The following is a 9562-nucleotide window of genomic DNA, read 5'->3' as shown; positions in this document are numbered from 1 at the left end:
CTGTCGGACATATCAGTACCACCAATGATGCCTTTGCCAAGAAACTGTTCTCGCACAAGGATATTCTTATCGATTTCTTAAACGCTATTCTACAGAGAGAAGGCGAGAATCTGATTACTGACCTTAACTACACGGATACAGAATTACACGCCGAAAATTCTTATGGAAAAATCTCCCGACTGGATATCTGCTGTACGCTCGTATCCGGAGAGCAGATAGATATTGAAATTCAGGTTGCAAATGAAGGTTCATGGATAGGCAGAAGTCTATTCTACTGGTCAAAGCTATATGAGGGAACACTGGTTAAAGGCGAAAGCTATGATGAACTCAAGCCGGTCATCTGCATAAACGTGCTTAAATTTAATATATTTACAGATAGCTCAATGCAGGAGCCACACACCACTGCTAAAATATGTAATATGGAGAACAGAGAACCGATAACCTCTCTGCTGGAGCTTCATTTTCTTGAGCTTCAGAAGTTTAAAATGAAGAAAATCTCGGAAATGAGTCGCGCTGAAAAGTGGCTTGCCTATTTTTCAGGTAAGCTTACCAGAAGAGATGAAGCTACAATGCAGAGTGACCAGATTCTAAGTAAGGCAATCGATATAAGGAACAGCTTTATGAAAGATCCAGAAAATTATGCAGCTTATCTGAACCGTGAGATGGAAATTCTTGACTACAAAAGCATGATGAAACAAAAATTGGAAGAAGGACGAAAGGAAGGTCGAGAGGAAGGTCGAGAGGAAGGGATTGTACATGGTGAAGAAAAAGCAGAGATTAGAATCCTACGCAATATGATCGCCAATGGTTATAAAACAGATGAAGCTCTAAGAATTATGGGAATTCCGGAAGCACAATGGGAGGCTTTAAAAGTAAAGCTGAAATAACGTTATCGTTGTAAACAAATCCGAATCAGACAGACATAAGGTTTACAAATGACAGATCAGGATAAAAAATACAATTATGCGGCTCTAATAAATCGTGAGATGGAAATTCTTGACTATAAGAGCATGATGAAACAGAAATTTAAAGAAGGATTTGAAATAGGGCTTAAAGAAGCACGTGAAGAAGGTCGAGAAGAAGGTCGAGAAGAAGGTCGAGAGGAAGGTCGAGAAGAAGGTCGAGAGGAAGAAAAGATTAGAATCCTACGCAATATGATAGCCAATGGTTATAAGACAGATGAAGCTCTAAGAATTATGGGAATTCCGGAAGCACAATGGGAGGCTTTAAAAGTAAAGCTGAAATAACATTATCGTTGTAAACAAATCCGAATCAGACAGACATGAGGTTTACAAATGACAGATCAGAAAAAAAATTCAATTCCACGAATTGCTCAAATCCGTGGAATACTGTTTAAATTAAGAAAAAGAGATATAACTTCACTTAAAGCTTAGTGCTCTCATAGCATTGCATACTGCCAGGATAAGCACCCCTACATCACCAAATATAGCCAGCCAGATATTGGCAAAACCAATAGCACCTAACATCAGGATCAGAAGCTTAACCAGCATTACAAAATACATATTAGAAATAGCCAGATTATAGGTCTTTTTAGCAAGAATTACGGTTCTGGAAATTGCACTTAAATCACCATGCATAATCACCACATCTGCAGCTTCAATTGCAGAGGCTGAACCTATATCCCCCATGGCGATTCCAACATCTGAGGCTGATACTACCGGAGCATCATTAAGGCCGTCACCAGCAAAGGCTACAGGAGAAAGAGTTCTCTTAAGGGAATTTAAGGTATCCAGTTTTCCCTGAGGAGTCTGTTCGTAATAGCAATCTCTTATCTCAAGCTTTCTGCAGATAGCCTCTGCAACCGCCTTCTTATCTCCACTGATAAGCACTGTTTTAATTCCCTGAGCATGAAGAGAATCCAGCATAAGTTTTGCCGATGGCTTTAGAGTATCAGCAATAGCAATTACACCTGAGAAGCGGTTGTCCACAGATATATAAACATAGGAGCTTTCCGCATCTTCTTCGTTATATTCAAAAGCACCACAGCTACTGCTTATATATTCTTTTCTGCCAATTCTCACATCATGTCCGTTAATGGTAGATTCAAGCCCCATACCGGACTTTTCAATAACAGAACCGACTTCATACTCCTCAACCTTTCTTTGTCTTCCGTACTCAACAATGGATAAGGCAATTGGGTGAGTAGAGTTTTTCTCAAGACTTACAGCGTAGGATAAAAGTTCATCCTCTGATAGAGATTCTGAATGAATCTTATTTACTGTAAATTTACCGTAGGTTAGAGTTCCGGTCTTATCAAAGGCAATAGCCTTAAGTTTTGAAAGAGTTTCAATATGAATAGAGCCCTTGATAATAACTCCAATTCTGCTTATAGCTCCCATACCACCAAAGAATGAAAGGGGGACAGACAGAACAAGAGCACAAGGACAGGATACAACAAGAAAAACCAGTGCACGCTCAATCCAGTCGGAGAATTCAGCTTGCTGAAAGAAAAGAGGGACCAATGCCAGAATAACAGCACAGCCAACAACCAGAGGGGTATACCATACGGAGAAACGTCTGATAAGATTCTCTGGCTTTGATTTTGAGGCTGCTGCATCTTCAATAAGATTCAGAAGACGTGTTATTGAAGAATTCTTAGATAGTGTGTTGGCTCTTAAGTGAATCACCTGTCCCTGATTAATACAGCCTGAAGGAACAGACTGACCGCAGGTATAAAGTCTAGGTTCCGACTCACCGGTCAGCGCAGATGTATCAATAGCAGCAGTATCATCACAGAGATTGCCGTCTATAGCAATAACCTCTCCCTTTAAGACCTTGAAGACATCACCTATCTTCACCTGACGAGGCTTAACCTTCTGTTCATTACCGTTCTCATCTACAAGTCTTACAAAGGAAGGTTTAAGCTTAACCAGCGAAGAAATATCATTATGAGCTCTACCAGAGGCATACTCTTCGAAAAGCTCCCCTATCTTGTAAAAAATCATGACCGCCAGAGCTTCAGGAAGATCGCACAGAGCAAAAGCACCAAATGTTGCAATCATCATCAGAAACTGCTCTGACATTCGTCTTTGCTTGAACAGTGTTTTAAAAGCACTTACAAGCACATCTGATGCTATCAGTAGATATGCAACTCCAGCCATTACCGCCTGATAGACAAGAGGCATTGGAGAAAGAACCAGATACTTATTGTAAATAAGCACCAGCATTGCAATTAAAGCAATACCCAAAAGAGATTTCTCATGTTTTTCCTGAAAAGGCAGCATTATATTTCCTTTTATATTATATATGAGCAATTATGCAACTATTATATTATAAAAAAACGTGGAGCTCCCACGTATTTTTATTGTCTAATCTCTTAACTCAATAGAGATACCATCTTCAAAGCCGTCAGCTATTTTCTGAGCGGCTGCTACAATTTCTTCCTCATCGCCATCACCGTTTACATCTAAAACCAGTGATCCCATGGCAAAATTTAGATTAGCACCTGCAAATTCCTTCTGCAGCAAACCTTCAAGCTTTGCAGCACAGTGTGGGCAGTCAAGACCAGAGATATCGCAGCGAACCTTCATAAAATACTCCTGTTTTGTTAATCTTTATCTTAATTATACAATAGTTGAACAAGTATGCAACTATTATCAGTAAAAAAAGTCCCAATCTTCGATAAGATCAGGACTTACGGATATTGAGGGGGAACTCCCCTCAGTAAGACTAACAATATTCTAAACCTGTCTTGATGGGATTCTGATTGGAGTTAATCCGGAATTATCCTTTCTTACCAGAAGATAAACAAATACACCAAGAACAATGAATGCAACAACTGTATAGAAGCTGAATGGCAGAACTCCCATTACAAGACCACCGATACGGAAGATTACTAAAGCCAGGCAGTATGCCCATACACACATATAGGTCATGGCAAAGATCCACCATTTGGTACTGCCTAACTGTCTCTTCATTGCACCTAAAGCTGCAACACAAGGAACAGACCACATGTTGAAGGCTAGGAATGACAGACCTAACAGAGGAACTAAAGCTGCTGTAGGTTCAACACCCAGCATATCAGCAAAGTACTGAGTTAATGCTGTGTTCAGATCAGCCTCACCACCTTCGAACTCACCGTCAAGGCCTAATACAACAGCCATGGTACCAACAACATTTTCTTTTGCCAGAAGGCCGTTCACAACAGCAACAGTAGCCTGCCATGAACCGAAGCCTAAAGGAGCAAAGATGAAGCATAAAGCAGTACCGATTGCAGCAAGCATTGAGGAGTCAACATTCTCAACCAGGCCGAAACCTTCCTCTCCAAAGCCGAAGGATGCAAGGAACCATACAATAACCACAACCGCAAAGATGATGGTACCGGCCTTGATAACGAATGCACGGCAACGCTCATAAACCGCCTTAAGGATATTGTTGATGGTTGGCAGGTGGTAATCAGGGATTTCCATAACAAATGGAGAAACTTCTTCCTTGAAAGCTCTGTTCTTCTTAAGGATTATACCGGTAGCAACGATAGAGAAAATTGCCAGAGCGTATACCATTGGAGCAAACCACCAGGCACCATCAAAGCATGAAGCAAAGATCATGGTGATGATAGGAAGTTTTGCAGAGCAAGGAATAAAGGTAGTGGTAATCAGACCAATACGTCTCTCATTAATGTTATCAATGGTCTTGTTTGCCATCAGAGCAGGAACACCGCAGCCGGTTGCAATAACCATTGGAATGAAGTTACGGCCGGAAAGACCGAACTTGCGGAAGATTCTGTCTAGAACGAATGCAACACGAGTCATATAGCCTGACTGCTCAAGGAATGACAGGAACAGGAACAGGAATGCAATCTGAGGCAGGAAGCCCAAAACAGCACCGACACCACCGACTACACCGTCTACAGCCAGTGAAGACAGCCATTCAGGAGCTGCAGCATTTTCACAAAGCTTGGCAACAGCATCAGTAACGTAGCCACCAAAAAGATTATCGTTAACCCAGTCAGTGATGGTTGCATATTCAGTTCCTTCCTCACCTTCAAATGGGATCAGCTCAAGATATGAGGTGAAGTACATTGCTCCGTAGTAAACCAGAGAAACAACGATGAAGAAGATTGGCAGAGCCAGGAATCTGTTAAGTACAACCTTGTCAATTGCCTTTGAAAGCATGCAGGTCTTAGATTCGGTTGCAATCTTGCATTCTTCAATAACAGAATCAATAAACTGGTATCTGGCCTGAGGGAAATATGACTGTGCATCGGTATTGAACTTACCCTCAATGTCATTTCTGACATGGGAAGCTGCAATCATTACCTTTTCTGATGACTGGTAATCCTCAAGATAAATCTCATCATTCTGAACAATGCCAGTTGCGATAAATCTGCGGGCGGAAGCAGAAAGCTTTGCGTCGTCTAACAGCTTGCCTACCTCGTCAATCTTTGCAGAAATATCTTCATCGAAAAAGTTGGTAACCGCAGGAACCTGTGCATTTGACACTGCATCCAGCACCTTATCAATGCCCAGTCTGTTACTTGCAGAAATATCAACAACCCTAATTCCAAGTTTCTCGCTTAGCTTATCAACATCAATCTTGATACCGGATTTCTCCATAACATCAATCATGTTTAAAGCAACAACCATTGGCTTGCCAAAAGCTGCAAGTTCAAGAGTTAAAGAAAGAGAACGCTCCAGATGGGAGGCATCAACGATATTCAGAATTACATCATAATCATCAGTTAAAAGATAATTACGTGAAACAATTTCCTCAGGAGAATAAGGAGATAAAGAATAAAGACCAGGTAAGTCAACTACATCCCAGTCTTTTGATGAAATCTTGCCGATAACCTTATCAACAGTAACTCCAGGCCAGTTGCCAACGTACTGGTTTGAACCGGTTAGTACATTAAAGAGGGTGGTCTTGCCACAGTTCTGATTTCCTAATAGAGCAATAGTTTTCTGTGACATTATATAACCTCAACTAAAGCAGCATCGCTTTTACGAATAGTTAGGGAATAGCCTCTTACATCAAGCTGCATTGGATCACCTAAAGGAGCACATCTTACATAAGTGATCTTGGTCTTTGGGGTAATACCCATATCCAGAAGTCTGCGGCGCAGAGAGGTTCCCTCGCCCCTAATCTTTCCTACCTCAACAGTCTGTCCGACGCTGATTGTATCTAGAGTTGTCATTATTATTCCCTAAATTTATCCTGATATTATGATAAATATAAAGCAGTAACTAACTTAAATTACTTATATGCAAATAAAGTTGCTTTATGCAAAATAAAATTACATATAGTTAAATTAAATTAGTTAGAGCTAAGAACAGTTAGCTATACTTAACTGTATAAATTTTAGACAACAAATTTATTTTTTCAAGCAAAATCTTTGTCTCATCACAGTTTTAGAAATAATCTCAAGATTTTTTTCTTATTGTAAATACATATAACTAATTGGTTTTATTATAGAAAACAACAAAATTCCTATATAACGCAAATGGAAATAAAGTCCTAAAAAAGATATAAATAGTCATTAACATACGTTTTAACCTTGGTTGCACAATCTTAGAGCATTATTCTAATTAATTTGTCATTTTTCAGAGGTTAAATAACGTCACTGATATAATCTTCAAGATTTAAGCTATTTTCTTGCCAGGAGGAATTTATGCAGCAGACTGACCGCAGTGATATAACAAAAAAAAGCGGATTTTTCATAAAACTTGTTAATGGCGTACCTTTTATTCTGCAGATTATTGCAGGTATGATTATCGGTATCGTTCTTGCTCTTCTAATCCCTGAAAAACAGGTTTACATTTCAATGTTCGGTGATCTGTTTGTTTCAGGACTGAAAGCCATCGCCCCTCTTTTGGTGTTTGTGCTGGTTTCTACATCAATAGCACGACATGAAGCGAATACCGATGCAAAACTAAAACCAATTCTTATCCTCTATGTTATAGCAATGTGTCTTTCATCCGCAGTTGCTCTGATTATGGCCTTTACCTTCCCAAGCACTTTCTCAATGCTTGCAGCTGAAGCTCAGGCAGAAGCACCTCAGGATGTTTCAACTGTTCTTGTTGGATGCATTAAGAAAGCTGTTGATAATCCAATCGGAGCCCTAATCAACGGTAACTATCTTGCTATCCTGTTATGGGGAGTTCTCTTTGGTCTGTTATTCAGACACGCAAAACCAGCCACCAAGGACGTACTAGTTGATTTTGCCAAGATTGTAAGCGGTGTAGTAAGAATCGTAATCAAATTTGCCCCTCTAGGTGTTATGGGTCTGGTTTACAGTTCCTGCACTGAGGCAGGCGGATTCTCAAGTCTGTTGAATTATCTGCACGTAGTAATTATCCTAGTGGCATCAATGCTGATTATTGCTCTAATCGTAAACCCTGCCCTGGTATTTGCTGTAACCAGAAAGAATCCATATCCATTGGTATTTACCTCAATTTTACACTCTGGTATTACCGCTTTCTTTACCAGATCATCCGCAGCCAACATTCCTGTAAATATGGATCTGTGTGAAAAGCTGAGAATTCCTCGTGAATCCTACTCTATATCTATTCCTCTGGGTTGTACTATCAATATGTCCGGAGCAGCCGTTACCATTGTAGTTATGACCATGGCAGCAGTACACACTTTAGGAATTGATGTAAACTTCGGAACAGCATTCCTGCTGTGTGTTGTGTCAGTTGTCTGTGCCTGTGGTACTTCAGGTATTGCCGGTGGTTCTCTAATGCTGATCCCTCTTGCCTGCTCCTTCTTCAATATCTCAAATGATGTTGCAATGCAGGTTGTTGGTATCGGCTTTATTATCGGTGTTGCTCAGGACTCATTTGAAACTGCTCTGAACAGCTCATCAGATGTAATTCTGACTGCAGCAGCCAATAAGATTACAGAGGTTCCAAAGGACCTGAACAAAGAAGATTAACAAACACTTACAACCAAAAGATTTGATAAGGACTGGCTTTTACGCTGGTCCTTTTTGTTTTCTGAAGAAATGTCCGTTAGATAATAGATTTATAATTAACTTTGTTTCGCAAATTTTAATTTTTTTAAATTTGCGAAATGAGATTTTATATTTTTTGACAGCAAATGATATTTTATGGCTATATTATTTATTTTTTTGTTTCGCAAAAATAAGATTTTCTAATTTTTGCGAAATATACTATATTTAATATCAGGAGAAAAAAATGAAACTGATAAACAGAGATTTTTATTTAAATAAACTATTGTCTGTCAAAGATATTCCTGATATCAAAGTTATCACTGGAGTAAGAAGATGCGGCAAGTCCAAGTTAATGGATGCGCTAATTGATGTTATTTCAGAAGATCCAAACACAAACATTGTTCGTATTAAATTAAATTTAAAAATTTTCGAAAAATTACTTAAAGCTGATGAATTATATAAATACATTGATGAGCAATATGACAAGACAAAAAAGAATTATCTTTTTATAGATGAAGTCCAGTTGTGTGACGGTTTTGAAAGAATAATAAACAGTATTTACGAAGAAGAAAGATATGATATATATCTGACTGGTTCCAATGCCTTTCTTTTATCAAGTGACCTTGCAACTTTATTTGGCGGCAGAGTTTTTGAAATAAGTCTTTATCCTTTCTCATTTAAAGAATACCTTGCATACTTTCCTTCAGACGATGTTGATACTGCATTCGATATGTTTGTAAAAAAAGGAGGAATGTCAGGCTCATACCTATATAGAACAGACGAAGATGCAAAGAAATATATAAACGGAATATACAGAACCACAATAACCAAAGATATATTGAAAAAATTTAAAATCGAAAACGAAGATTTACTGATAATGATCGGTAATTTTCTAATGGATAATGTCGGCAACCAAACTTCAATAAGAAATGTTGCTTCAAAACTAACAGCAGGATCATATAAGACAAACGACAAGACAGTTGGAAGCTACATAAATTGTTATTGCAAATCATTTCTATTCTACCCGATACAGCGTTACGATATTAAAGGTAAGCGTTATCTTGAAACAGAAAAAAAGTATTACCTATCCGATTTGTCTTTTAGATTCTCGGAAATAGGAACAAAAAACGCTGATTATGGCCATCTATATGAAAATATAGTAGCGATTGAACTGCTCAGAAGAGGTTACGAAGTCTATGTAGGGAAGTTATACGAAAAAGAGGTAGACTTTGTTGCAATAAAAGAAGGCCATAAGATATATATCCAAGTTTCAGACGATATTTCAAGAAAAGAAACTTTAGATAGAGAACTATCCCCTCTCCTGCAAATTAAAGATGCTTATCCTAAAATTCTCATAGCAAGGACAAAACACGAAGAAGTTCATAGTGAAGGAATCAAGATTATAGATATTGCCCGCTGGTTAACCTCGACAGAAAAACAAGGATGAAAACTCTGAATAAAGATAACAGTTGTTTTTATGTTTCGCAAATTTTAATTTTTTTTAAATTTGCGAAATGAGATTTTATATCATCGTAAAAAAATCAATAAGATTTGACCACCTCCTCTTGCTAAAGCAAGAGGATTCCTACTGCTGACATTACTGTTCAGCTTCAGAGGGTTCACAGTGCTGACTCCTTTTGGAGTTCACTT

At 38.6% G+C, this 9562-nt stretch carries 8 protein-coding genes; 4 read left to right on the top strand and 4 right to left on the bottom strand.

Annotated elements, in window-relative coordinates:
* Positions 1–887 (top strand): Rpn family recombination-promoting nuclease/putative transposase (locus tag QZU45_RS09450; RefSeq protein WP_295354591.1); only part of this gene is annotated, 887 nt, incomplete at its 5' end.
* Between the two features lie 48 nt (positions 888–935).
* Positions 936–1247, top strand: coding sequence for a hypothetical protein (locus tag QZU45_RS09445; protein WP_295354588.1), 312 nt, complete (start codon positions 936–938; stop codon positions 1245–1247).
* A gap of 132 nt (positions 1248–1379) precedes the next feature.
* Here QZU45_RS09445 and QZU45_RS09440 read toward each other — a convergent pair whose 3' ends face one another.
* From QZU45_RS09440 to QZU45_RS09425, 4 genes are all read right to left on the bottom strand, one after another.
* Positions 1380–3245 (bottom strand): heavy metal translocating P-type ATPase, encoded by a 1866-nt coding sequence (locus QZU45_RS09440; RefSeq protein ID WP_295354585.1) that lies wholly within the window; start codon positions 3243–3245, stop codon positions 1380–1382.
* Between the two features lie 84 nt (positions 3246–3329).
* The gene (locus QZU45_RS09435) at positions 3330–3551 is read right to left on the bottom strand and encodes a hypothetical protein (RefSeq protein WP_031492934.1); all 222 of its coding nucleotides are present in this window, start codon (positions 3549–3551) and stop codon (positions 3330–3332) included.
* 150 nt (positions 3552–3701) lie between these two features.
* The gene (gene feoB, locus QZU45_RS09430; RefSeq protein ID WP_295354582.1) at positions 3702–5930 is read right to left on the bottom strand and encodes a ferrous iron transport protein B; all 2229 of its coding nucleotides are present in this window, start codon (positions 5928–5930) and stop codon (positions 3702–3704) included.
* Positions 5930–6154 (bottom strand): ferrous iron transport protein A, encoded by a 225-nt coding sequence (locus QZU45_RS09425; protein WP_295354579.1) that lies wholly within the window; start codon positions 6152–6154, stop codon positions 5930–5932. Before QZU45_RS09425 ends, feoB begins: the two co-directional genes overlap by 1 nt.
* A 498-nt stretch (positions 6155–6652) precedes the next feature.
* Between QZU45_RS09425 and sstT the strand changes: the two genes are divergently transcribed.
* Together sstT and QZU45_RS09415 are read left to right on the top strand one after the other, a co-directional pair.
* Positions 6653–7894, top strand: a complete 1242-nt coding sequence (sstT, locus tag QZU45_RS09420) for a serine/threonine transporter SstT (RefSeq protein ID WP_295354594.1) — start codon at positions 6653–6655, stop codon at positions 7892–7894.
* A gap of 262 nt (positions 7895–8156) precedes the next feature.
* The gene (locus tag QZU45_RS09415) at positions 8157–9359 is read left to right on the top strand and encodes an ATP-binding protein (protein ID WP_295354576.1); all 1203 of its coding nucleotides are present in this window, start codon (positions 8157–8159) and stop codon (positions 9357–9359) included.
* Positions 9360–9562 lie beyond the last annotated feature (203 nt).

Origin of the sequence: uncultured Succinivibrio sp., from assembly GCF_902756765.1 — a bacterium.
Classification (GTDB): domain Bacteria; phylum Pseudomonadota; class Gammaproteobacteria; order Enterobacterales; family Succinivibrionaceae; genus Succinivibrio.
The sequence above is the reverse complement of the archived record's forward strand: the minus strand, read 5'-3'. Positions and strand labels throughout refer to the sequence as shown.

What these genes read in the sequence shown, in the direction of transcription:
- QZU45_RS09445 (WP_295354588.1), top strand. Translation starts at nt 936, where the DNA reads ATGACAGATCAGGATAAAAAATACAATTATGCGGCTCTAATAAATCGT.
- QZU45_RS09440 (WP_295354585.1), bottom strand. Translation starts at nt 3,245, where the DNA reads ATGCTGCCTTTTCAGGAAAAACATGAGAAATCTCTTTTGGGTATTGCT.
- QZU45_RS09435 (WP_031492934.1), bottom strand. Translation starts at nt 3,551, where the DNA reads ATGAAGGTTCGCTGCGATATCTCTGGTCTTGACTGCCCACACTGTGCT.
- feoB (WP_295354582.1), bottom strand. Translation starts at nt 5,930, where the DNA reads ATGTCACAGAAAACTATTGCTCTATTAGGAAATCAGAACTGTGGCAAG.
- QZU45_RS09425 (WP_295354579.1), bottom strand. Translation starts at nt 6,154, where the DNA reads ATGACAACTCTAGATACAATCAGCGTCGGACAGACTGTTGAGGTAGGA.
- QZU45_RS09415 (WP_295354576.1), top strand. Translation starts at nt 8,157, where the DNA reads ATGAAACTGATAAACAGAGATTTTTATTTAAATAAACTATTGTCTGTC.